The organism is Algoriphagus algorifonticola, assembly GCF_007655305.1.
GTDB lineage: Bacteria > Bacteroidota > Bacteroidia > Cytophagales > Cyclobacteriaceae > Algoriphagus > Algoriphagus algorifonticola.
In genome coordinates, this window is sequence record NZ_VLOG01000065.1 from 1 (window position 1) to 23,777 (window position 23,777).

The window sequence follows — 23,777 nt, forward strand, 5'->3', positions numbered from 1 at the left end:
TCGCGAAGCGTATTTCCATTGTATTTCTTTATTTCAGAGATACAAGCTCAAAATTCTTCCATACCTACGGCATGGCAAGGCACTCTGAAGACACCCTTGCTACTTAGCTTAAATCCCTACGGGATTTGCTTTAGCTTGAATTATCTCTTTGCCTCTTCGCGGGAGACACTATCCATGATGCCTATCTCTTTTTCACTAATGCCTCCGTGACTTCATTCATTGCTTTCACCTTGTATTCAAAATCACCCTTCAAGGTGTCCCGATAAGCATTTAGATTATCCAACAAATCGTCAATCTCCTCAGGCAATACTTCTTCCAATAATTGGCGAAGCCGCTTAGCTGTCGTAGGTGATTTGCCATTGGTAGAGATAGCAATTTTCAAGTTTCCCTTGGTGACTATTCCGCCCAAGTAGAAATCACAAAGGGCTGGAGTATCTGCCACATTGACCAAAAGAAAGCGTTCCTTTGCCTCATTTCGGATTTGAAGATTTACCTTTTTGTCATCGGTTGCGGCAATTACTATGTGTTTCCCACCCAAGTACTTTTCATCATAGCTATCCTCAATCAAGGTGACTTTTTCTGCTTTTTCAGCCAGTTCCAAAAATTCCGGGCGGAACATTTTTGATACCACGGTTACCTGTGCCTTGGGACTGGATTTTAGCAAAAATTCCAGTTTCTCTGTGGCTACAAAACCACCTCCGACCAGAAGAACATTGAGTTCGTGAACTTTCAGGAAAATGGGATATAGATAGTTCATTTTTTAGATTTATAGAGTTTAGAAACGAGAGATTAGAGAATAGAAATATGAAATACAGTGGAAATAGTATTGAAATAAGTCCCACTTCTTCGGCCAAACTATTTTTCAGTCATTCCAATTCTGGAGCGGCAGCATTGTAGACTTTAATTCAGCTGCCTACTGTTACTGCCATCTGCCTATTTTTTACTGCCTACTGAAAGAAACAGCTTCCCTGTACACCTCCGCTAAGCGCAAGCTTTCCCTCACCACTTCACCGATGATGATGATTGCAGGAGATTCCACCTGATTTTCTACCGCTTTTCGAGCAATGTCATGGATAAAACCTGCGGTGATTTTCTCCTCCCAAGTAGTTCCACTTTGGATAATGGCTACGGGAAGATTTTCCCTTCCAGCTTTGCGGTAAGTTTGCACGATTTCATCCAGTTTTTTAGTCCCCATCAAAACTACCACGGTTGCAGTACTCTGGGCTGCCAAGGCTAAATCTCTGGATAATTCGCCAGCAGTAGTTGTGCCAGTCACCACCCAAAAGCTCTCAGAAACCCCTCTTTTGGTAACAGGAATACCAGCAGCAGCAGGAACTGCCACAGCAGAAGTTATCCCAGGAACCACCACAGTGGGAATCCCAAAATTCTCTATATACTCCATCTCCTCACCGCCTCTCCCAAAGACAAAAGGATCTCCTCCTTTCAAGCGAACCACATGACCATGTTTTTTCGCCAAGCTCACACAAAGCTGATTTGTGTCTTCCTGAGGTTTGGAATGCCTGCCTACGCGTTTGCCAACAAAGATTTTGATCGCAGACTTAGGAGCGTGCTTTAATAAAACCGGATCAATCAAAGCATCATACAATACCACATCTGCAGTATTCAAAGCTAAAATGCCTTTCAAAGTAATTAGCTCCGGATCACCTGGACCCGCACCAACCAAACTTACCTTGGGATGAATTTGCTCTCTCATGCGTTCACCTCCTCCTCTCTATAACTTTTTAAAACCTCATAGATATCCAAAGCCTGCTTGGCGTAAGCTCTCGCAAATTCCGGAGTAGGCTCATGCTGATTGATTTCGTAGACTTTCTCAGCGAAAGTGGAGTCTAAGGTTACTTTTCCGCTACTGACAAAATGCTCATCAAAGAGGGAAATAATAGTTGCATAGCTATTGGTACTGATATCTTCGCTGAGCAAAATTGCTTTGGCAGCATTGATCAAACCGGCATAGTGATGATAAATGCTATCAGACCATCTGCCATTTTCCAAAGCTTCCTGTCCCAAATCCAATTTCTCTTTGGCTTCCAAAAGCAAGGTTGCCACTAAATCAATCACTACTCCAGCACATTCACCCACGCCTACTGCTACCTCGTAATTTTCATTTCTGCCCCAGTCTACCCGATCTTCTTCGGTCACTTTTGCAGGGTCCGCCAACTCTTTCAGTAATTCATAGAAATACATTTGTCCCTGCTGATCATAATAGCTGAGGAAATCCAGATCTTCACCATTCGCCTCAAAATCATCCAATAACAATCTCAAAGCCTGAGGCCCTCTTTTACTCGGGATTTTGGTTACTTTATCTGCAAAACGTCCATTTCCATCTCCCAAATTTCCACCACCAAGCAATACTTGCAAGGCAGGAATCACGGTTTTACCAACACGCATAGACATGCCCTGAAAACCGATATGTGCCATATTATGCTGGCCACAGGCATTCATACAGCCGGAAATTTTTATTACTAAATCCTGATTTTTGAGGTATTGAGGATACTCGTTGAAAATGACTTTTTCCAATTCTGTAGCAATTCCTGTAGAGCTCGCAATCCCCAAATTACAGGTATCAGTACCCGGGCAGGCAGTAATATCACCCAAGGAATTATAGCCTCTTTCTGCCAAACCGATTTTCTTCAGTTCCTGATAGAAAAAAGGCACCAAATCCTCCCGAACATCGCGTATCAAGAAGTTTTGACGAAGCGTAAACCGAAGCTCATTATTAGCATATGTCTCAATCAAATCCGCCAAAGCTCTGGCCTGAGAAATGTAAAAATCTCCCAGGGGAACACGCACCCCGATCGCTGCATAACCCTCTTGTTTCTGAGGCAATACATTGGTCAGTTTCCAAAGCTCGTAATCCAAGCCCAGCTCAGAGTTTAGTTCAGGCTTTTCAGGATTAGGTAGGCTTTGGGCAGCCTCATAACCTGCCGCATCAATGGGGTAACTGGTGAATGGAAGGGCTTTCTTTTCCTGTTCGACCAATTCCAAAAAAGCTTCCAAGCCTAAATCTTTTACCAAAAACTTCATCCTGGCTTTATTCCTTCTGGCCCGCTCTCCGTGCCGATCAAAAATCCTCAAAACTGATTCGATATAGGGAATCAGCTGATCGGTTTCCAGAAAATCATAGACTAGGTCCGCATGTCTGGGTTGGGAACCTAAGCCTCCACCGAGTAGCACCTTAAAGCCTCTCACTTTCTTTCCATTGATATCTTTGATTTTGGGAATAAAGCCCAAATCATGAAGATAGGCCAAGCCGGTATCTCCTTCCGATGAAGAAAAGGCCATCTTGAATTTTCGGCCCATTTCCTGGCAAATCGGATTTCTTAGGAAATATCGAAAGGTTGCGTCCGCATAAGGAGTAATATCAAAAGGCTCTTTGGGGTCAATTCCTGCCAGTTCGGATGCGGTCACATTCCTTACGGTATTGCCACAGGCCTCCCGTAAAGTCACATCATCCTTTTCGAGTTCTGCCCAAAGTTGTGGTGTGCGATCCAAACTCACATAATGGATCTGTATATCCTGACGGGTAGTGATATGCAATCTCCCGGTGGAATATTCTTCCGAAACTTTGGAGATTCTTCTTAGCTGAGGGGCAGTTACTCTTCCATAAGGCAACTTGATCCGGATCATTTGCACTCCGGGCTGCCGCTGACCATAAACGCCTCGAGCTAGTCTCAGGCTACGGAATTTCTCCTCGTCGATTTTCCCTTCTTTGAAAAGCGCAATTTTTCGCTCTAATTCAAGAATGTCTCGCTCTACGATGGGATTTTCCAGTTCGGTTCGAAAACTTTGCATAGCGTAATAGTTTTATTTCCCTATCGGGATTATAGGTTAATAGATTTGAAAGAAAGCCAAGGTTTGAGGCTTGGCTTATGTATTCTTTGATCGTTATTCGATATTTAGTATTCGACATTCTTAAAATATCGAACATCGAATGATGATTGCCGAACCTGTCTGCTGAAAGCAGGTAGCGAAGTCTCTCGACTCTCGCTTCTCGTCTCTAATCAATAAATCCTACCGAAACCGTATCGAAGCTTCCTTCATCGATAAGGATAAAAGCTCCGTTCGATTTATTGTTTTGATAGGAGTCGTAATGAATGGGTTTGCTCAGACGAAAATGGACCTTTCCAATATCATTCAGTCTAAGCTGTGTGGTATCCTCTTCACCAGAGAAATCCGCATGGACCTTGGCTTCGATGCGATCTACTTTAGCCAACACCCGATTGACTCCATGCTGGAGGATATATTTTTGTCCAACTTGGAGCACTTTTGAATTAACCTGACAAAGTGTGGCAGCAAGGATTTTCTCACTTTTGGGCTCCTCTCCAACCTTCACTATCATATCTCCCCTACTGCAATCCACCTCGTCTTCCAAGGAAATGACCACGGAAGCACCGGGAGCTGCTGCCTTCACTTCTTTTTCGAAGAAATGAATGCTCTTGATAGTAGACTCATTTCCGGATGGCAGGACCGCTACTCGGTCCCCAACCTGAAGTTCATTGCCATAGAGTTTACCTGAAAATCCGCGAAAATCATGGTAGGCTTCTGTTTTTGGACGGATTACGTATTGAACAGGGAATCTGGCCACAGCACTTTCCTGCAAATCCTGAGGCTCCAAAACCTCCAGATGATCCAATAAGGTATTTCCAACATACCAAGGCATTGCTTCTGACTGTCTGGCTATATTTTCACCTTTCAAGGCAGAAACGGGGATGAAAGTAATCTGCTCTTCTGAGAAAGAACTCTTAGCCACCAACCCATCAAAATCGGCTTTTATTTTTAGAAAAATATCCTCCTCATAATTCACCAAATCCATTTTATTGATCGCCACTACCACATGTGACATGCGAAGCAGATTGGCGATGAAAAAATGCCTGTAGGTTTGTTCGATCACGCCTTTTCTGGCATCAATTAAAATGATTGCTACCTGGGAAGTAGAAGCCCCTGTCACCATGTTTCGGGTATATTCCACATGCCCGGGAGTGTCAGCTACGATGAAATTGGTTTTGGCGGTATTGAAATAAATATGTGCCACATCGATCGTAATCCCTTGTTCGCGCTCGGCAACCAAACCGTCCGTTGCCAGAGAAAAATCCAAATAATCGTATCCTCTTTGTTTGGAGCTTCTTTCAATAGCCTCAATCTTATCTGTAGTCAGGGAGTTGGTATCATAAAGCAAACGCCCAATCAAGGTGCTTTTGCCATCATCAACCGAACCAGCAGTCGCGATTTTAATTAATTTTCTTCCTTGGATGTCCATATTATTTTTTGATATACAGTTGAAATAGATTGAAATAGGCCTCACTGCGTTCGGCGAAATACTTGGCATCGGTTCAAGCCGAGTATTTCTTCCCGCTTGCGGGAATTATTTCTATCCTATTTCTACCGTGTTTCTTTTTCTTTTTGAATGTCTCGCTTCTCGTATCTAGATTCTTGCTTCTATTAAAAGTATCCCACCTTTTTCCTCGTTTCCATCGCTGCTTCTGAGCGTTTATCATCGATGCGGGCTCCGCGCTCTGAGAGTGTAGATTCCCGAATTTCTGCAACTACATCTTCCAATGTTTTGGCTTCGGAAAGTACCGCTGCGGTACAGGTCATATCACCGACGGTGCGGAATCGAACCCATTTTTCAACCACCTCTTCATGCACTTCACGAAAGACGTGCTCATTAGCGGTCCAAATCAATCCATCCCGGAAAAACACCTCCCGCCTGTGCGCGAAGTAGATGCTTGGAATTGCAATATTCTCTGTTTTGATATACTCCCAAACATCCAGTTCAGTCCAATTAGAAATCGGGAAAACCCGCACGTTTTGTCCTACATGGATTTTACCGTTTAGCATATCGAATAATTCCGGACGCTGATTTTTTTCGTCCCATTGGCCAAAGTCATCCCGAACCGAGAATACCCGCTCTTTGGCTCTGGCTTTTTCTTCATCTCGTCTTGCTCCACCGATACAGGCATCAAACTTGAACTCCTCGATCGCATCCAAAAGGGTGGTAGTCTGCAAGGAGTTTCGGCTCGCATAGCGCCCTCTTTCTTCACGAACTTTTCCTTGGTCGATGGAGTCTTGCACCTTTCTGACAATCAATTCCAAACCCAGCTCGGCCACAAGTTGATCCCGGAATTCGATGGTCTCCGGAAAATTATGCCCTGTATCCACATGCAAAAGCGGAAAAGGGATTTTAGCTGGAAAAAATGCCTTTTGAGCCAATCTGACCAAGGTTATCGAATCTTTTCCTCCGGAAAAAAGCAAAACAGGGCGCTCAAATTGCGCCGCCACCTCCCGAAGGATATGGATGGATTCTGCTTCTTTGGGGTTAGGTATGAATAGGTTTGACATATGGAAATACAATTTTGATTTATATTTTACGCCTACTTCGATATTCAACATTCAGCGTTCATCATTCGTTATTATTTTATTTAATCTTTCCAGAATTAGATATTCTTTGGCTAGTTTTCCAATCTTTAAGTTTTTTCAATTTCGAATATCGAACATCGAATAATGAATTTCGAAGTATCATCTGACATTAGTCATTGCGATCCCGAGAATCTGGAGAAGCAATCTTTTCGAACACTTTTTAAATTATGAGACTGCTTCGCCCTACGGGACTCGCAGTGACGTCAATCTCAGACTTCTGAGAACTGCAAACTGACCACTGCTATCTGGAATGCAACCCACATTCCTTTTTCGAGTCTTCCCACCACCAGCGTCCGGCGCGGGGATTTTCTCCTGGAAGAATAGCCCGTGTACAGGGAGCGCAACCTATGCTGATAAAGCCTTTATCATGAAGTGGATTATAAGGGATTTTATGTTCCTCGATATAGGAAATCATCTGTTCGAAAGTCCAATCCAATAAAGGATTGAATTTCAGAATCTGATTGGCTTCATCCCATTCGATCCGCTTCATGTCGCTTCTATTGGCGCTCTGCTCAGCACGAAGTCCCGTTACCCAGACTTCATTCCCTGCCAAAGCTCTTTTCAAAGGTTCTACTTTGCGGACAAAGCAACAGGATTTACGATTCTCGACAGACTCATAAAAGCCGTTGATCCCTTGCTCTGCTACTAGATTTTCTACCGTTTCTCTTTCGGGATAGTAGACTTTAATTCGCGTTTGGTACTTGCTTTCCGTGCGTGCCAGCAACTCCAAAGTCTCCGGAAACAACCTTCCTGTATCCAAAGAAAAGATTTGAATAGGTAGATTTTGGGAAGCAATCAATTGAGTAATGACTTGATCTTCCTGACCCAATGAGGTAGAGAATACCACCTTTCCGGGAAAGAGATCAGCAATCAAAGCCAAGCCTTCCTTAGCCGTCAATTGATCTAATCTGTGTTCAAGATCTTGCATATTCTTTTTCAGGCTCATGCTCTTTTGTTTTAGTTGCAGACTCCCATACCCGCTCGTGCAGGTAGTACAATAGGATTTTAGAGACTACTTCTACCGAACCGATAGAAAGCGCCATGGTCAATTGACCCGTCACAATAAAGGAGATAACAATGGTATCAATAGTCCCCACAATCCTCCAGGAGATGGACTTCATGAGACTCTTCAAATTACTGTCTGTCCCTTTTTTGGACTCAAACCATTTTTTTATGTGCTGATCTAAAATCATATAGGTTTCAACGGGAGTGAAAAACAAAAGTATATAAAGCCTACATATTTTATAGGGTTTATGGTAAAAAATTTTTGTTAAGTTTTTAAAATATCAGCTAATGTCTTGTTTTCCAGTATTTTGAGGGTCTCATCTCGCACTTGAATCATCACCTTATTGATCCCACAAGTTGCTTCATCTTTGCATTCGTCACAGGGTTCATAGTAATTCAGGCTAACACAGGGGAGCATGGCGATAGGTCCGTCGAGGAGTCGAATTACTTTGGAAAGTGGAATATCTTTTGGCTCTTTGATCAAATAATAACCTCCCCCTTTGCCTTTTTTGCTTCCCAGCATGCCGGCTTTTTTGAGTTCGAGTAGAATATTCTCCAGGAACTTATGGGAGATCCCATGCTCTTCGGCGATATCGTGGATCAGCACTGTTTTTTCTTCCCGGTGCTTGCCTAGGTAAGTGAGGGCATGAAGGGCGTACTTGGTCTTTTTGGAAAGCATAAACAAAAATAAGCTAATTTGGGAAATAGCCTAGTACGGGAGTGGGGAAATAAAAATCCCCGACCATGGCCGGGGATTTAAATTCAATAACCTTCTAAGGGTTTCGAATCATTGGAGGGTAGAAGACTTAAATCATCCAAACAAATCGCACGAAAATGGTAGGTCTTAATAGTCAATAAATCAGGACCAAGCTTCTAATATCAAAACTGAAATTCTCTTTTAAAATAAATTGAAATAAACTTAAAAGAAAATTTACATTAAGTACTAACTAGATTGTTTCTTCCTATATTCCAAATATCTACCAAAAATCAATGAAAATAGTAGTTTAGAAATTAGTGCTGTAAGGATACACAAATAAAAGCCAAATTCTTTTGGGTTAAAAGAACCAAAAGGCATGAAATACATAAATAGAATAGATTCAAGAAAGAAAGTAATAATTAATACTCTAGTTGTTTTTTTATCCAATTTTTTCATGACTCCAATTTACCTAAAACAAGTTAATAATAAGCTTCCTGCTACACCTGCCAAAGCACCGGATACAAATCCAACGGCACCACCAATAACAGCCCCGCTAACTGCTCCTGTAACCGTTCCAATTCCTGGTGCGATCGACCCACCAGTAGCTCCTGCATATGCCCCACTTACGGCTCCTGTTGTTAAGCCTATAACAGCGGAACCCCAAACTGCTCTTGTATCAACCGAACAACCCTGAACTCTTCCTCCAATCGATGGATTTGATGGATCTGTAGGGTCTCCATAAACCAAAATCATTTCATCATAAAGTATATCTACGCCGCCATTTAAAAGAAAATCCCTAATACTCAATGCCGATGAAGACAAAACCAATAGCTCGTCTTTTTCCGCCTGAGTTAATAACGAATTTAACACCTGTAGGTTAAAACTAAAAACCACATCTGTTACCTCGTACAAATCTTCCACTTCTAACAAGTTGGTTATTAACTGGTCTGCGAACCAAACTTGAGGCATGTTGAAATTACCATAGTCAATATTCATAACCCGATTTGACATAGTGTTTCTGTCAATTCTTTCTTTACCAAATGGTTTTGCCAATAATTCAATATCAAGGCCCGAAGCATTAATTAGGTAACCGTCCAAATGTTCAAAAGAAGAAACTGTCATTTGATTTTTATCCATCCAAAGACTGCCATCTGATTCCTTTGTCATGAAGGTGCTTAGTTTCGAAGCGTTGAAGGTGATCAACTCGTTTGTAATCTTATTTATATCTTCAAAAGAGTTTAAGTTGGTATTTCCCGCATCTTCCAACTCTTGGCAGGAAAACATAAATGAAATTAAGAACAAAACGTAAGATACTTTTTTCATTTTTTTAGATTTTAAAATTTCTAGATTAATTAAAAAGTTTTCAGCGCTTAAAACTTGAACTAAACATACCCCCCCCAATTTCAAAAAGTCAAGACTTTAACTGAAATTTATTTCCCAAGAAATCATAACTAGTTGATTTTCAATAAATTTTTTTTCAAACTATTAGTAAAACACAATTTTTAACTTGCTGATATACAATTTATTAACAAGAAACATAAATATAGTTTTCAATTACTTTTTTTCATAAATAAACAACAAAAAATCCCCGACCGAGGCCGGGGATTGGGAATTAACAAACCCTCCAAGGGTTGATCTAATTACGAATGGTGCACTATACTTTTACCCTTTCTCTGTTTCAAGTAATCCCTTGGAGGGTTCGAACTAATTATTATAGCTGAAAGTAAAACCCTCCGAGGGCTAGCCTTTATTACTAGAAGTGAATCTAGCCTATTAATATGCTCCTTGATTAGTATAATCTCTTGGATGGTTCAGAATCTTCAAAAGTTAAACATTCATCAACTTAACTCAATTTTTAACCATGAAAATAAGTAGGTTCAGGATATGTTATATAAAAGGATAATTTGCCAGGATTTATTCCTTCAACCTAAATATAATTGGATTATCCCCTTCCTCAATTTCGTTTTCTTCAAAGAAATTCAATAATGCTTCCTTTTTAGGCGAATTGAAATAAATCATAATTAAGTCTGCCGGAAAAAAATCAAGGCTTATTTCACTATTTCCTACATTGTAGATAGGAAGCATTTCAATATCTGGACAAATTGTTTTCCCATCATTGATCAACTTAACGGGATTTGCAGTATTATTTATCTTATCCCAAACCGATAAGATTACCGACCTACCTGTTTGAACAGTAAATAAGGAAAGATTCATAAAATCAGCAATTTCACCTCTTAATATGGTAGCTTCAAGGCTTTGAACCTTAAAATAAAAATCATAGAAATTTACGAGTGAATTTGGATCAAAAAGTTCTTCACTTTGTAAATCGAAACAACTTTTTTTTAACCTTCCAGATTTGTTATACAAGTAATAGCAATCAGAACCTGGTATCTGAACTCTCAGTTCATTATCAATAGATAAGGATAAATAAGGTTTTCGGCGACCAGATATTACTTTATATTCATTATCGGAAAATTTTTCATTTACAATAATATTTCCACTTATGTCCAAAATCCTAAATAGGCTTGAAGGATCGGAATAAAAATCAAAAAATAGTACCCTTTCACCATCCGATATCATATCAAGGGAATAAATATTTTTTTCTTTAAGGTAAATTTCTTCATCAAAAATCCCATCTAAAGTATATTTCAACACCTTATTTTGCCTTGAGTCATATACTAAAAAATAGTCTCCAGCAATAGACAAATTATCCGGATAGCTTAAGCTGCCGGGTCCATTGTATCCTCCCTTAATTTTTCTTATAAAATTCCCATCAAGATCAAAAATAAATATTGCGTTACTCCTCTTATTATCAAGAATATAGAGATATTTATCACTATATCTTATCAATGAAATCTCTCCTATAATAGATTCCGGGATTGTCTCAAGAATAATTGTCTCAACTTCAGAAAAAATTGAGGAGAATAACATCTCCTCAATTTCCCGATTGTTGAACTTAACAGAATCAGAAGATTTTTTACCACAAGAACAAGCAATCCCTAGAAAGCAAAAAACCCATATTTTAGCTAAAGATTTCATCCAGCCAATGAATAACAGGATGGCTCTTGGGGTATATCTAAGCCAGGACAACATTGAATTGGATCTGGATTACAAACCAAGAAAGTAACTGAAGAACCGCTTCCACCTCTTCCATTATTTGCACACATTTTAGTTTCTTCATCTATAATAGAGAAGGATAGTTCTTGATTGGGACAATTTTCATAAATTATTTGTCCGTTAGATTTGGCTGAACCAAAGATCAAACAAACTATGAAAACCGAAGTGCAAAAAGCATAAATCTTTAATTTTTCCATGTTAAAAGGTATTATATTTTATAAATTCATTAAAAAGCTCATTATGCAATGAACTTAAACTAAACTTACCCCCCTCATCCAGAAAGTCAAGAATTTGACTAAAAATTTTTCAACTAAATCCCCTAGGTAATTGATTATCAGCTATAAAAATTTATTTCTAAAAATATTTACATTTATAGCTTCCTGAAATACAATTTGTTAATAAACAACTGATTTTTAAGGTATGAAATACAAATAATTGTGTATGAATAAAAAATCCCCGTCGAGTTGACGGGGATAGGGCTAACCTTTGGGGTTTGTGAAACCCCGAAGGATTGAATATTTAGATAAGTAAAGAAGACCTTCGAGGTCTTGAAGACCTCAAAGGTCATCAAAGGTTAAATCAACTCCACACTTCTTTTCACGAATGCAGTAAGGTCCTTACCCGTTAGAAGGCCCTGAGACAGTTTCGCCAAGTCAAATGCTTGCTTGGCCAGTTGCAGTTGGGCTTCTTCTCCTTCAGCCTTGAGGATTTTGTCAACTACTGGATGATTGCCATTGATGGCTACTTTATAGCTATCCGGCATTTGTCCATAGAAACTCATTGGCCCCCCGCCCGTCTGCGCCATGTCCTTCATTCTTCTCATCCACTCTTCCATTGTAATGGTCACTGGCATTTCTTCAGGACTCAAGCCTTCTATCTCCACAGAGTAGGATTTATTATCAATAGCTTTTTCGAATACCTCCTTCACTTGCTTGTTTTGGTCTTCGGTCAGCAAATTTGCATAGCTATCTTCTTTCTGGATCAGTTTTTCCACTACATCCGCATCGACGGGCTTGAGTTGAGTTTTCTCCAGCTTGGTCTCAATATGCTGGATAAAGTGGCTATCGATCGGAGAATCCAAAACCAACACATCGTAGTCTTTCTTATTGGCAGAGGCAATGAAGCTGTCTTGTTTATCCACGTCTGTGGCATATAAGAAGATCGTTTGCTCGTTTTTATCTTTCTGGATAGCTTTCACCTTTTCGGCGTACTCATCCAGCGTGTAGTACTCATCTTTGGTATTTTTGAGCAGGGTAAACTCTTTGCCTTTTTCATAGAATTTATCCTCGGAGATCATGCCGTACTTCACAAAAAGTCCGATGTCATTCCACTTGGCTTCGTATGCCTTTCTGTCCTTTTTATACAGCTCAGAAAGCTTGTCCGCTACTTTTTTGGTGATGTAATTGTTGATTTTCTTCACGTTTCCATCGGCCTGTAGGAAGCTTCGGGATACGTTGAGTGGAATATCCGGAGAGTCGATTACTCCATGCAAAAGCATCAAAAATTCAGGGACGATATCCTTCACCTCGTCGGTGATGAAAACCTGACGGCTGAAAAGCTTGATCTTATTTCGCTGAAGCTCAAACTCATTCTTGACTTTCGGGAAGTAAAGCACCCCGGTCAGATTGAACGGATAGTCTACATTCAAGTGAATCCAAAAGAGCGGATCTTCACTCATAGGGTAAAGCTCCTTGTAGAAGGCCAGATAATCCTCGTCTTTGAGATCACTTGGAGACTTGGTCCAAATCGGGGAAGTGGTGTTAATGATATTGTCCACTTCAACAGATTTCCATTTCTTTTCTCCCTTGTCATCGACTCCATCTTCTACGGATTCGGTTTTGGTGCCAAACTTGATCGGAACAGGCAGGAACTTGCAATATTTGTCCAAGATGCCTTGTAGCTTCCACTTGTCTAGAAATTCTTCGGAGTCCTCGTTGATATGAAGAACTACCTCTGTTCCGCGGTCTTTACGCTTACCCTTTTTGATTTCAAATTCAGTACTGCCATCACAAGTCCAGATGGCCGGTTCAGCTCCTTCCTGATAGGAAAGCGTATGAATTTCCACTTTTTTAGCCACCATAAAAGCAGAGTAGAAACCCAAACCAAACTTACCGATGATCTCATTGGCATCTTTAGCATCTTTGAATTTCTCCACAAATTCAGTTGCGCCGGAGAAAGCAATCTGGTTGATGTACTTTTTAATCTCCTCAGCTGTCATCCCAAGGCCTTTGTCAGCGATGGTGATGGTTTTCTTTTTCTCATCAAAGGAAACCTCCACGGTGATGTCACCCAATTCTCCTTTGTACTGACCTAATGTCGCAAGGCGCTTGATTTTCTGAGTAGCATCTACCGCATTGGATACGAGTTCACGGAGAAAAATCTCGTGATCGGAATACAAAAACTTCTTGATAATCGGGAAAATATTCTCGGTATGTATCGAGATGGTACCTTTTTCCTGCATGGGTATAAATCAGTTTAGTGAATACAATAATTGACATCAATGGATTATCAATGCCTGTTCCAAACCCAAAAAAGTGACAAGATGACAGTTTTGAAAGTGAGAAGATAGAAGTGAGAAGGATGAAGGGAATTGGGATTTGCGAGTTACGATTTACGCCCCGAAAGCTACATGCTAAAAAGAACTGAAGATTTCTAGACAACCAACTTACATTCCGAAGAGCTGAGTTTTTTGTTTTTTTCTCTTGTTACTTTTTAGGCAAAAAGTAACCAAAAGCCTTGTCGTGGCAAAGCTTCCCCTCACAATCCAGCCCACACCCCGCTGCCACGACGGCCCACCGCACCGTCACGAATATTTTTAGTTGATAATCACTGTTATTATTCCGCTTAATTGACCTCTAGTAGGTTTGTTGCAGATAGGGTTGAACTAAGAACAATGACTGTACCAACTAACCAATTACTCAGTTACCCAATTACTCCTTTTGGAATAACCAATCCCTAATAACTCAATAACTAAATTAATATCGAACATCGAATGATGAATGTTGAATAACGAAGTTCTACTTCGACCTATGAACAGAGATAAATTTCAGATTTACGACGATGAGAGACGAGAAGAGAGAAGCGAGAGAGGAGAATTCAAAATAACACTGACACACAATTAATCAATTACTCAGTTACCCAATTACTCCTTTCAAAATAACTAATAACTCAAGAACCAAATTACTAGAGTAAACACTAAATGAAAAAAAACTTTACACGGTTTGCGCCTTTCAAGTCCATTTTTTATTATTCAAACAGCAGTTTTAATAGAACATTTATTAGATTTTTTGAATTTTTTCAAGTAAATTACCTAAGGGTCAAAAATTTTCCTCCACAGGTTTTTATGATTGACCTCTTTTCATCAGCTGAGCCCAACTAATAATTAGCTGAATTGGTATATTGATTTCGGTTCTGAGACCTCCCATTCTCAGTTAGTTTTTCAGAGTCCTCATTTATCTGACTCTTTTCAAAAAATAATTTCTATGAAATACTGCTTCTTTTTCTTGGTGCTTTTGGTTGCTCCCAATCTTTACGGCCAGTCTAGTTCATCTATTCAAACTAAGACCAATGAATTTTTAAATACTTTAGAAAGCAAACAAAGGCAGCAAATCAGCATAGCCTTTATCGACAGCGCAAGAATTAACTGGACAAACCTCCCTCTAGGATTGGCTCCAAGAAATGGATTGGCCTTCGGCGAGCTATCTGACAAGAGCAAAATTGCCTTTCATCAGATTTTGAGTGAAATCCTCAGTTCCCAAGGATATCTCAAAACTTTCGCCATCATGCAATTGGATGATATACTTCATGAACTTTTTGAAATAAAATACCAGGAGGGGGCTATCAATGAAAACTCTATAAAAATGATACGCGGTCTCAACTGGGATTATGGCAACTATTTTATTGCGATTTCGGGCAATCCGCAAAGGGACCTTGTTTGGGGCTTAAAATTTGAAGGGCATCATATTTCCCTGAACTTAACTGTATCAGGAGATAATTTTTCAATGACTCCTTTATTCCTCGGTTCGGATCCAGCAGTGGTAGAAAATACCCAATATGCAGGGCTTAGACCCTTGAGCAAGGAAGAAGATTATGGCTTTTGGCTGGTGAATACACTCAATGATGAGCAAAAAGCCAAAGCAACACTAGCCTTGGAGGTTCCCGGTGATATCATCACCAGCCCTGGAAGGCCGCAGTGGCTAGAAGAATATCAGGGAATCAAAGGCTCCGAAATGTCAGAAGCCCAGCAACAGATATTACACTACTTGATAGAAGAATATATAGCCAATCTAGAACATGAAAAATCCGAGGAATACCTGCAAAAACTACATAGTGCAGGTATGGACCAAATTTATTTTGCCTGGATCGGAAGTTATGAGCCCATGAAACCGCATTATTACATGATCCATAGTCCGGATTTTCTGATAGAATATGATAATGTTGGATTCCTGGATAATGCCAACCATATCCACACCATTTGGAGGGAAAAAGGCAATGATTTTGGGGAAGACATATTGAAAAAACACCGAATGGCTCATCATCTGTAAGCCAAATTCGACAATTCAAAAATGTTATGAAAAAAGGAGCATTTTTAATTCTTGTATTTTCATTGACAGTGTTTGCTGTCAAGGCTCAACTCAGGCCACAGGTAGAAATCCAAACTAGCTATGGCCAGATCGTAGTCGAACTCTTTCATGAAACTCCGCTTCACCGGGATAATTTTTTGAAATTGGTTCAAGACAAGGTCTATGACAGCCTCTTGTTTCACCGGGTGATTGAGAACTTCATGGTTCAGGCAGGAGATATCAAAAGCAAAGAAGCTGTTTTAGGAGACCCATTAGGAAGCGCAGACTTGCCTTACCAAATTCCGGCAGAAATCCAGCCTGGACTCTTTCATCAAAAAGGAGCGCTGGGAGCTGCCAGAACCAATAATCCTGCGAGGGCTTCCAGCAGTACACAGTTTTATTTGGTTCAGGGAAAAGTCCAAAATGACAGTCTCTTAACACAAAATGAAGGAAGAATCAATTCCTTTTTACAAAGACACTTTGCTGTCAATAATCCCAATAACAAAAGCTTGCTCGACTCTATTGAACTGGCCAGAGAGTCCAAAGATAGTTTACTGAGAGCTGAATTGGCAAGTCGATGGGAAAGCAGAATAAAAACTCAAGATTTTGATTCATACACGATTCCAGAGCATCATAGGAAAATTTACCAAGAGATTGGTGGAACCCCTCATTTGGATCAAAACTATACAGTATTTGGGCAAACCATCTCAGGCATGGAGGTGATAGATGCAATTGCTACTGTCGCAACTGACTCCAGGGATCGGCCGAAAGAAAATGTATACATCCTCAAAATGACTTGGTTAAACCCGCCTAATCCTTAGAAGACATGAAAAAATCCAGTCTGATTTTCTGTTTTTCACTGCTATTTTTTGCCTGTAAGGAGACGCTCCCTACCGAACAAAAAAGCGAGCTTCCTAATATCGTCTTTATTTTCACGGACGACTTAGGCTACGGCGATCTAGGTTGCTTCGGAGCTACAGATATCACGACTCCCCATATCGACAGAATGGCAAAAGAGGGGATCAAATTCACCTCGTTTCTCTCTGCCTCTCCTGTTTGCAGTCCTTCCCGAGCCGGACTTTTAACGGGGAGAATGCCTCAGAGAATGGGTATCAACTCAGTTTTTTTCCCGGAAAGCTTCACCGGAATGGATCAGGAGGAGATCACTTTTGCAGAGATTTTAAAAGAGAAAGGCTACCGAACAGGCATTGTGGGAAAATGGCATTTGGGGCACATGGAAAAGTTTCTACCCTTGAACCAGGGTTTTGACAGTTATTACGGCATCCCTTACAGCAATGATATGGAGTCGGTAGTCTATCTCAAAGATTTTGAATTGGACTCGATTCAAGTTAATCAGCGGTTTACGACCAAGACCTACACCGAGAAATCCCTGCAATTCATCGAAGACGCTGGAGAAAACCCATTCTTGCTCTATCTGGCTCACAACATGCCCCATGTGCCCATTTACGCTTCTCCGGAGTTTGAAGGAAGTTCCAAAAGGGGCTTGTATGGAGATGTGATTCAAGAAATAGACTGGAGTGTTGGGGAGATTTTGAGGAAGTTGGAAGAAAAAGGGCTGATGGAAAACACATTGGTGATTTTCTCTTCCGATAATGGTCCATGGCTGGTTATGGAAGATCATGGAGGTTCGGCAGGACCACTTCGGGAAGGTAAGCAATACACTTTTGAAGGGGGAGTTAGGGTTCCTACCCTAGCGATGTGGAAAGGCAAAATTGCACCCGGCCAGGTATATGAAGACTTGGCCACTCAAATGGATTGGTTTCCTACCTTTTGTAAAATAGTTGGTGCCGAAATTCCACAAGATAGAGCCATTGACGGAAGAGACCTTAGCACGGTTTTATTTGAAAACGGAACCCGGGAGGGGAACGAATTTCTATACTACATGGGAGCAGATCAAAGAGCCTATCAGGAGGAAGGATGGAAAGTGAAGAGGCCTTTTGTGGGATATCAGGGAAGTCCGGGAATGAAAGCTGTAGCTCCCCATGACACCTTGTTATTCAATTTAAAATCTGATCCGGGAGAAACCCAAAATCTAGCAAGGGAAAACCCGGAAAAGCTAGCTCAAATGATGCGAGCTATGGATTTGGCAGTTCAGCAGTTAAGGCCATTACCGGAAAGTAAAATCGTCAGAAGTCCTTCCGATAATAGCCATTATGAGTATTTGAAACAAAAAAGACAAAAAGGTGAAAATTAGATTTCACTTCATATGGATATTTTTAATCAGCTGCTTTGTAGCAAGGGGGCAAGGGCAAATTGTTGCCCAAATCGACAGCCTTTGCGAGCTCTCTTATCAGCAATATGGGGACTATAATTATCTGGAGGCCATCAAATGTGCCGAAAAGGCATTAGAAATCAGCAAGGAGCTGGACTATTCAACTGGCCAGATCAAAAGTGAGTTTTACAAAATTATGGCCAAACAGGAATATGAACCCTCAACCTATAATCCTAAGCCCATAGAGGATCTGATTCCCAAACTCCAGGAGGCTGGACTTGATAGAGAAAAAGCTCGAGCACACACTTTTGTGGCTGGTATTTATGCATTTTTTGGAGATATAGAAAAATCCATAGAAAACCACCTCATTGCATTAAATATGTATGAGGCCAAGGATGACTCATTAGGGCTGGCAAGTGTACATAATAATATGAGCTTGGTTTATTATGATCAGCATGATTATGAAGAAGCCTTTTTCCACGCCAGAAAATCAATGGCCTTAGAAAAATCTCAAGGAGACCCTCAAAGAATTCACTCTAGCCTAAATAATTTAGCCATCATTTTTGAGCATACCGGTCCACTGGATTCTGCTATTTATTACCACCAGATGGCTTTAGAAAAAGCCTATGAAAGCAATAGCCCCTATTCCATAGGATTATCTCTGAGCAATTTGGGGAATAATTATGCGATGAAAGGAGAGTTGGATCTCGCTGAAGAAACATTATTACATGCCTTGGAAATACGGGACTCTTTAGGGTATTCCAGAGGCCTTGCTTACACTCACAATAGACTAGCTAGCCTCTATCTAGAAAAAGAAAGTCTGCGCCAGGCTCAATTTCATGCTGAAAAATCCCTGGAAAATGCTCAATCTGCCTCTGAAGTCAAAGTCATTAGAATGGCCTATGAAAGACTGATGGAAATTGCCGAACAGCGGGGAGATTACAGAGCAGAGCTCGATTATCTTAAAAAAGCCACTCAGCTCAAGGACAGCATTCTGAATGAATCTAATACTAAGGGAATCACCCAAATGAAACTCAACTATGAATTTGCCAAACAGCAACTTTTAGACAGTATTCAAAATGAACAGGAAAGGAGGGAAAGTGCCTTGTTATTTGACGAGCAACTGAAGGTCGCAAGAAATCAGCGCATCATTTTTATGGTAAGTGGTGTTCTCTTTTTGGTGTTAGCAATCGGCTGGTGGAGAAGATACAAGTTTGTGAAAAAATCAAGTTTAATCATTCAGCGTGAAAAGGAAAGATCAGATAAATTATTACTGAATATTCTACCGGCTAAAGTTGCTGAGGAGTTAAAAGAAAAGGGAAATTCAGAAGCCCGGGATTTTGAAGAAGTCACAGTCATTTTTACAGATTTTGCTGACTTTACCAAAAAGGCTCAGCACCTCACCGCCAAGGAATTGGTATATGAACTAAATATCTGCTTCAAGGCTTTCGATTTGATCATGGAAGAGTTTGGATTGGAAAAAATCAAAACCATTGGAGACGCCTATTTGGCAGCCGGGGGATTGAATAATCAATCCAATGTACATGATGTAATCAAGGCTGCTATTAAAGTCAAAAACTTTATCAATCAAAGAAACTTTGATCCATCCATTCCCTCCAAAGCCAAATTTGATATGCGGATAGGTATAAACACGGGACCTGTGGTAGCAGGTATAGTGGGCATCAAAAAATTTCAGTATGACATCTGGGGAGATACAGTAAATACAGCCCAGCGAATGGAAGCTTGCTGCGGACTCAATAAAATCAACATCTCGGAACTCACTTATAATCTCATCAAAGACGATACAAAGCTATGTTTTGAGCATAGAGGAAAAGTACAAGTAAAAGGAAAGGGCTTATTAGACATGTGGTACGTTGAACCAATGAAAAATCAACTTCAAAAATTTCACGATATTCAATTGCAAAGCATCAAATAAAGGAATCCACCTGAATATCAATGATTAAGCAATCTTTTCAATAATTGATGGATTTTTTGCCTATCTGCTCATTTACTCTTTAGCGAATTGCTTGGATACCCTAGTCTTTCGTAAGCTGACTCTTAGCCATATTTTTTACTAACTGGCAGAAAACCAGACATAGAAGGATAAAAATAGCCAAAACCAAAAGCCTTCCAAAAAGTTCTAACTTTTTCTTATTTCAAATCAGTCTAATTACAATTAATTGATTTACAGCTATTTAAATTGATTCTATGCAAACAGCCTATTAGATTAGAATTTAAACTAAACAAAACTATTATGGCTATCAGATTAGGAAATAATTGTCAGAACTGTGAAAATTTAAAAGCTGACAAAGTATGTAAAGTCCATGGTGTAGAAGTTTCAGGCAACTATACCTGCGATCAATTTGAAATGAAGGCAGCGCTGAAAGATGATAGAAATTGCACTACCTGTTTGAGATACGAAAGAGAGGATTGTGCTAATCCACAACACGCTGCTCCGGGTATGATGTGTGCCAGCTGGGCTCCCAACAGAGTAAGGGCCTAAGCCTTTAAATAACTTCCGTAAAAGCTTCCCCAATAGAGCAAAACATGCCAGTTTAACTCTGGTTTTTGCTTCCTTAAATTGGGGAAGTTTTTTTATTCATACCATTTTCCAATTAGGATCTGAAAACTTCTATATAACAGGAGATCAACCTAATTAGCTGATTTTTATAAGAAATGCTTATCTTCTGACAGAATATAATATCCTGAATGAGAGCGACTCTGTATTTATTTTTGTTTTTTCTTATTTTTTCCTGTTCAAGAAAAGATGAGGCTCCTCAAAAAAAGCCCCCAAATATCCTTTTGATTGTTGCCGATGATTTAGGTTATACAGACTTAGGATCCTTTGGAGGAAATATAGAAACGCCAAATTTGGATCAACTTTCTGCTGAAGGAATTCGATTCAGTCGCTTTCATACAGCCCCTTTTTGTGCTGTCACAAGAGCTATGCTATTGACCGGAAATTACAGTCATGTGGCAGGAATGGGTTCACAGGATTTGGTCAGTGATGTCCCCGGATATGAAGGCAAACTCAGTGACCGAGTCATTCCTATTCCTGCTTTGCTCCAAGAAGCAGGATATCACACCTACATAGCTGGCAAATGGCATTTAGGCTTGACGGAAGAAGCTAATCCTGCCAACAAGGGTTTTGAAAATTCCTTTGTCACCTTGGAAGGCGGGGCCAATCATTATAGTTCGCGTGGGATATTTCCGGAAACTCCCGAATCCATTTTTACTGAAAACGGCGTTGAAACAAATTGGCCAGAGGGAGCCTATTCCACTGACTTATACACGGATAAACTTCTGGAATATATTTCCTCCAATTTGGATGATCAACAGCCCTTTTTTGCTTTTGCAACCTTTACCTCTCCCCACTGGCCTCTTCAAGTAGATGAAAAATACTGGAAAAAATACCAAGGAAAATTCGATGCGGGATATGAACAATTAAGAGCTGATAGATTGGAGTCCCTCAAAGAAGCGGGAATGATTCCAAGCAATTCCCAACTTCCTCCACTCCACCCTGCTATCAAACCTTGGAACTCATTGAGTGCTGAGGAACAAAAAATAGAGGCCCGAAAAATGGAGCTTTATGCAGGAATGGTGGATAATTTGGATGAAAATATTGGTCGACTTTTCTGTTTTTTGAAGGAAAAAGGAGCCTATGAAAACACTCTAATCATTTTCATGACTGATAATGGAGCTGCTGGAGAAGATTTTTTCTATTCGGAATATTTTGGACCATTTTTGAAAGGACTGTATACAGACGAATATTCCCAAATGGGAAAAGAAAACTCCTTTATTTCCTATGGCCCGCAATGGGCAGAGGCAGGAAGCTCTCCTTTTTATCTCTATAAGGGCTTTACCAGTGAGGGCGGAATGGTTGCTCCTTTAATCATCTCAGGGAGCGCTGTTAGTGTCAAAGGAAAAATCCATGACTCCTTCCTAAGCGTCATGGATATCGCCCCAACTATTTATGATTTGGCCGGCATCACATACCCGGATCAATTTCAGGAGAAAGCTGTGCAAAAACCCGTAGGGGAATCTATTCTTCCTATCCTAAAAAATGAAAAGTCAGAAGCTCATGATTCCACTTATGTTTTCGCTTTGGAGCATAGGGGCTATGCAATGCTCCGAAAAGGAAAATGGAAGCTTTTGAATTTAAAAACTCCTTTCGAAAGGGAAAATTTTGGTCTATATGACCTTGAAAATGATCTAATCGAGCAAAATGACCTGAAAAACACATTTCCAGAAAAATACTTAGAGCTTTTAAAAGACTGGGATACTTGGTCAAAAAAGGTTGGCGTACAAACTCCAACTCCCCAACCCAAAAAATAAGTCAACGCTATGTCAGAAATTAAATCAGGAGAACTGAAACGAGAACTGGGTTTGATGGGCGTCATCACCAATGTTTTAAGTATTTCCATAGGCAGTGGGATATTTCTTTTGCCCGCTCTGGTCTATGTAATTTTGGGCCCTTCCAGTATACTGGCCTACATTTTTTGTGGGCTGATATTTCTCTGCTTAGGACTATGTTTCGGCGAGCTGAGTAGCAGAATTCCCGACACCGGAGGGATGTACGTGTATATCCAAAGAGCATTTGGGCCTATGGCAGGATTTATCTCAAATATTCTCTATTGGCTGGGAGTAGGTGTCTTGGCTTGTGGCGCTTTGATGAATGCTTTGGCAGACATAGCAGGAACCTATTTTCCCGTTTTCCAGCTGACTTGGGTTAGAATCACTTTTTTTGGAGCCATTATCATTTTCAGCTGCTTTCTCAATATCAAAGGAATCAAAGACAGTATGCTTTTCATCAAAGTTTTGACTTGGACCAAAGTCCTTTCATTAATGTTATTGGTGATTTTTGGTTTGACAAGAATTGATCCTGCCAATATCGCCTGGCAGGGATTCCCCGAATTTGGGAAAATCGGAGAGGCTTCCATTCTTTTGATTTTTGCTTTCCTGGGCGGAGAGCTAGCCTTGGCTTCAGGAGGGGAAATGAAAAATCCCAGCCGAACAGGCCCTTTAGGTTTCATTATCGGTATTGTATTGGTGATTCTTGCATTTTGTGCCATCCATCTTGCCGCACAAGGTGTATTGGGCACTTCCATGCTTAGCAATCAAGAGGCTCCTTTGGCTGAATTGGCAAAAGCTCTTTTCGGTGAAGTAGGCTTTTTAATAGTCTTAGCCCTTTCTTTTATTGCCGTTTGGAGTACGCTCAGCTCTATTTTGACATTGCTTCCTAGAGTTCTTTATGCAGGAGCCAAAGACGGCTTATTACCCGATGTCTTTTCCAAGATTCACCCAACTTATAGAAGCCCTTTTGTGGCGATAGTTTTTCTGGGTTTTCTGGAGTTTGGGTTTGCTGCTTCAGGGAGCTTTAGATATTTGCTGGTGCTAGTGACAGGATCTTCCTTACTTATCTATTTTGGGGCAGTTTTGGCTTTTCTCAAACTTCGATGGAATAGCAAAAATCAAGACCCGAAAATTTTCAAGGTTCCCGGAGGAAATCTGATAGGCCTTATCACACTTATAGCTTTGGCTTGGGTGTTCTTTCAATTAACTAACAAAGAGCTACTGGCACTGGGGATATTTATCCTAGTTTTAATTTTACTCTATATTCCTGTTGCTATTTTTAAGAATAAAAAATTGAGAACTATCAAAAAGAACATATAAAATCGAGCAGGGACAAAGGCAACCAGCAAGAATGTATTAAATCCATGCGAAGATT

At 40.3% G+C, this 23,777-nt stretch carries 19 protein-coding genes; 7 read left to right on the top strand and 12 right to left on the bottom strand.

Annotation, left to right across the window (positions count from 1 at the left end):
* Window positions 1-181: 181 nt before the first annotated feature.
* The 12 genes from FL972_RS18030 to htpG form a co-directional block, all read right to left on the bottom strand.
* Window positions 182-757, bottom strand: a complete 576-nt coding sequence (locus FL972_RS18030; protein ID WP_144607386.1) for a precorrin-2 dehydrogenase/sirohydrochlorin ferrochelatase family protein — start codon at window positions 755-757, stop codon at window positions 182-184.
* Window positions 758-940: 183 nt separating this feature from the next.
* The gene (gene cobA, locus FL972_RS18035) at window positions 941-1,714 is read right to left on the bottom strand and encodes a uroporphyrinogen-III C-methyltransferase (RefSeq protein WP_144607387.1); all 774 of its coding nucleotides are present in this window, start codon (window positions 1,712-1,714) and stop codon (window positions 941-943) included.
* Window positions 1,711-3,810, bottom strand: coding sequence for a HEPN domain-containing protein (locus FL972_RS18040; RefSeq protein ID WP_144607388.1), 2,100 nt, complete (start codon window positions 3,808-3,810; stop codon window positions 1,711-1,713). Before FL972_RS18040 ends, cobA begins: the two co-directional genes overlap by 4 nt.
* Before the next feature lie 205 nt (window positions 3,811-4,015).
* Complete coding sequence (locus FL972_RS18045) at window positions 4,016-5,275, bottom strand: sulfate adenylyltransferase subunit 1 (RefSeq protein WP_144607389.1); 1,260 nt, start codon at window positions 5,273-5,275, stop codon at window positions 4,016-4,018.
* 182 nt (window positions 5,276-5,457) lie between these two features.
* Window positions 5,458-6,357: a sulfate adenylyltransferase subunit CysD gene (cysD, locus tag FL972_RS18050; protein ID WP_144607390.1), complete on the bottom strand. Its 900-nt coding sequence runs from the start codon at window positions 6,355-6,357 to the stop codon at window positions 5,458-5,460.
* A gap of 319 nt (window positions 6,358-6,676) precedes the next feature.
* Window positions 6,677-7,381 (bottom strand): phosphoadenylyl-sulfate reductase, encoded by a 705-nt coding sequence (locus tag FL972_RS18055; protein WP_144607391.1) that lies wholly within the window; start codon window positions 7,379-7,381, stop codon window positions 6,677-6,679.
* The gene (locus tag FL972_RS18060; RefSeq protein ID WP_091651405.1) at window positions 7,350-7,628 is read right to left on the bottom strand and encodes a DUF2061 domain-containing protein; all 279 of its coding nucleotides are present in this window, start codon (window positions 7,626-7,628) and stop codon (window positions 7,350-7,352) included. Before FL972_RS18060 ends, FL972_RS18055 begins: the two co-directional genes overlap by 32 nt.
* Window positions 7,629-7,705: 77 nt before the next feature.
* The gene (locus FL972_RS18065) at window positions 7,706-8,119 is read right to left on the bottom strand and encodes an RrF2 family transcriptional regulator (protein WP_091651408.1); all 414 of its coding nucleotides are present in this window, start codon (window positions 8,117-8,119) and stop codon (window positions 7,706-7,708) included.
* Between the two features lie 483 nt (window positions 8,120-8,602).
* Entirely contained in the window at window positions 8,603-9,460 is an 858-nt protein-coding gene (locus FL972_RS18070; protein ID WP_144607392.1) for a glycine zipper family protein, read from the bottom strand.
* Between the two features lie 591 nt (window positions 9,461-10,051).
* Complete coding sequence (locus FL972_RS18075; RefSeq protein ID WP_186300149.1) at window positions 10,052-11,176, bottom strand: 6-bladed beta-propeller; 1,125 nt, start codon at window positions 11,174-11,176, stop codon at window positions 10,052-10,054.
* Window positions 11,173-11,451: a hypothetical protein gene (locus tag FL972_RS19480; protein WP_186300150.1), complete on the bottom strand. Its 279-nt coding sequence runs from the start codon at window positions 11,449-11,451 to the stop codon at window positions 11,173-11,175. The genes FL972_RS18075 and FL972_RS19480 overlap by 4 nt, the downstream gene beginning before the upstream one ends.
* A gap of 377 nt (window positions 11,452-11,828) precedes the next feature.
* Entirely contained in the window at window positions 11,829-13,715 is a 1,887-nt protein-coding gene (htpG, locus tag FL972_RS18080; RefSeq protein WP_144607394.1) for a molecular chaperone HtpG, read from the bottom strand.
* Window positions 13,716-14,736: 1,021 nt separating this feature from the next.
* On the opposite strand from htpG, the gene FL972_RS18085 reads away from it, so the two are divergent.
* From FL972_RS18085 to FL972_RS18115, 7 genes are all read left to right on the top strand, one after another.
* Window positions 14,737-15,798: a DUF3500 domain-containing protein gene (locus FL972_RS18085; RefSeq protein WP_144607395.1), complete on the top strand. Its 1,062-nt coding sequence runs from the start codon at window positions 14,737-14,739 to the stop codon at window positions 15,796-15,798.
* A gap of 26 nt (window positions 15,799-15,824) precedes the next feature.
* On the top strand, window positions 15,825-16,637 hold the full coding sequence (locus FL972_RS18090) for a peptidylprolyl isomerase (RefSeq protein WP_144607396.1): 813 nt from the start codon (window positions 15,825-15,827) through the stop codon (window positions 16,635-16,637).
* A 5-nt stretch (window positions 16,638-16,642) separates the two neighbouring features.
* Window positions 16,643-18,031 carry a sulfatase-like hydrolase/transferase gene (locus FL972_RS18095; protein ID WP_144607397.1) on the top strand — a complete coding sequence of 463 codons (1,389 nt, stop codon included), beginning with the start codon at window positions 16,643-16,645 and terminating at the stop codon, window positions 18,029-18,031.
* Window positions 18,021-19,985, top strand: coding sequence for an adenylate/guanylate cyclase domain-containing protein (locus tag FL972_RS18100; RefSeq protein ID WP_144607398.1), 1,965 nt, complete (start codon window positions 18,021-18,023; stop codon window positions 19,983-19,985). The genes FL972_RS18095 and FL972_RS18100 overlap by 11 nt, the downstream gene beginning before the upstream one ends.
* 318 nt (window positions 19,986-20,303) lie before the next feature.
* Window positions 20,304-20,552: a hypothetical protein gene (locus FL972_RS18105; RefSeq protein ID WP_144607399.1), complete on the top strand. Its 249-nt coding sequence runs from the start codon at window positions 20,304-20,306 to the stop codon at window positions 20,550-20,552.
* A gap of 206 nt (window positions 20,553-20,758) precedes the next feature.
* Complete coding sequence (locus FL972_RS18110) at window positions 20,759-22,384, top strand: arylsulfatase (protein ID WP_144607400.1); 1,626 nt, start codon at window positions 20,759-20,761, stop codon at window positions 22,382-22,384.
* Between the two features lie 9 nt (window positions 22,385-22,393).
* Complete coding sequence (locus FL972_RS18115) at window positions 22,394-23,722, top strand: APC family permease (protein WP_144607401.1); 1,329 nt, start codon at window positions 22,394-22,396, stop codon at window positions 23,720-23,722.
* Window positions 23,723-23,777 lie beyond the last annotated feature (55 nt).